The sequence below is a fragment of the Streptomyces sp. NPDC041784 genome (genome assembly GCF_055591025.1).
Map to the genome: position 1 here is coordinate 1 of NZ_JBVJAB010000090.1, position 1447 is coordinate 1447.

General features: G+C 64.1%; 1 protein-coding gene and 2 pseudogenes. 2 read left to right on the plus strand and 1 reads right to left on the minus strand.

Features of this window, described 5'->3' with window-relative positions; all coding sequences use genetic code 11:
- A pseudogene (locus ACZ6D7_RS47535) lies at positions 1 to 385 on the plus strand (hypothetical protein); the annotation flags it as partial.
- Positions 386 to 416: 31 nt separating this feature from the next.
- Here the strand turns inward: ACZ6D7_RS47535 and ACZ6D7_RS47540 are convergent.
- The gene (locus ACZ6D7_RS47540) at positions 417 to 902 is read right to left on the minus strand and encodes a hypothetical protein (RefSeq protein ID WP_469505169.1); all 486 of its coding nucleotides are present in this window, start codon (positions 900 to 902) and stop codon (positions 417 to 419) included.
- A gap of 156 nt (positions 903 to 1058) precedes the next feature.
- Between ACZ6D7_RS47540 and ACZ6D7_RS47545 the strand changes: the two are divergent.
- Positions 1059 to 1358: pseudogene (locus ACZ6D7_RS47545) on the plus strand (ATP-binding protein); the annotation flags it as partial.
- Positions 1359 to 1447 lie beyond the last annotated feature (89 nt).

Sequence of the window (1447 nt, forward strand, 5' to 3'; positions counted from 1 at the left end):
CGCTGAATGCCTTCGACATCACCTTCGACGGCCGCCTCTCCGCAGCCCGTCAGTAACCGTCAACCCCGGTTACACCGCTCGTTTGACAGACCCCCGATCGGTCGCCCGAGCTGGAGGTGTCAGCCTCGACTTTCTCTACAGCCACCCCGACCTGCGACGCCGCATCGAGACCCTGCGCAGTCAGCAGAACCCCAAGACAAACACTCTTGCCGACGCCGCAACGAACAGCGACGGCACCGTGATCCAGACCCTGACACAGGCCCTCCGACACGAACGCAACACCCGCCGAGAGCAAGTCCGCGATCTGGAGCAGAGGCTCGCCGCCGCCCATGGAGAGATCCTCCGCTTGCAGCGCGACCTCCATGCCAAGGGCACTGGCACGTGACCAATTGCAGTCAGCCCGATCGAGACGCTGGCTACGAGTCCGAACGCAGCCCCAGCATGCTGTGCTGGACCACACCGGCGGAAGCGTCGGCGACTCCCGAGGCCTGACGCACCACCTCCACCAGCTGTTGACGAAGTTCCACCGCCGGCTCTCCGAGCACGACACCGCTGAGCACCAGCTCCAGCATCAGACAGTCATAGTCGGCCGAGTTCCCATGAAGGCCCCCGCGGCCCGCTTCCACGACGGCTGAGGCGATCCGCCAACCACCACCCTCGACAGGTGCGAACGTCGCTTCGAAGACGCCAAAGCCGGTCCAACTGCGGTGCAGATAGACGACCCTGTCCTCAGCGAAGACGTTCCACTTCTCATCCATGTCCCGGGCCCGATATCCCCTCCGGATCCGGTCCCAGTCGGCGTCCGTCCAGACACGACTGGGGAGCTGCGACATCGGTCCGGGCGTGTTGATCGACAGAGCGCGTCGGAACGACTCTCGGGTGAGCGGGGCATCGGCAGTCATGACGCGATCCTACGGATGGACCACTCCGCCAGGACAGCGACTTACCTCCAAGATCAGATCGCCCGGCAGGGCGAGCGAATCCAGCCACCTTCCGGACGCGTCATCAATGCTCTGATCAGCTACTTTGCGAGATCGAATTACTCTTACCCCAGATAAGTTCAGAAGTTCGACTTCGACGCCAACCCGAACATCGACGCAGCCTTGATCCACACCCTCGCCAAGTGCGAATGGATCAAGAAGAGCCTGCCGCTCTGCCTCATCGGAGACTCCGGCACCGGCAAGTCCCACCTTCTGATCGCCCTCGGGACCGAGGCCGCGATGGCCGGATACCGGGTCAAGTGCGTGCTGGCGACCAAGCTGGTCAACGAGCTCGTCGAGGCCGCCGACGAGAAGCAGCTGACCAAGACCATCGCCCGCTACGGCCGCGTCGACCTCCTCTGCATCGACGAGCTCGGCTGTGCGCCACGAGGCGCTGATGGATCTCGCGGGATGAGAGGCCCGCCGCTGGTCCTCGCAGGGACCGGTTGAAGCTGGAGGCAGGCTGA

Bases quoted from the DNA above. Each gene is read 5' to 3' on its own strand.
- ACZ6D7_RS47540 (WP_469505169.1), bottom strand. From the start codon at position 902: ATGACTGCCGATGCCCCGCTCACCCGAGAGTCGTTCCGACGCGCTCTG.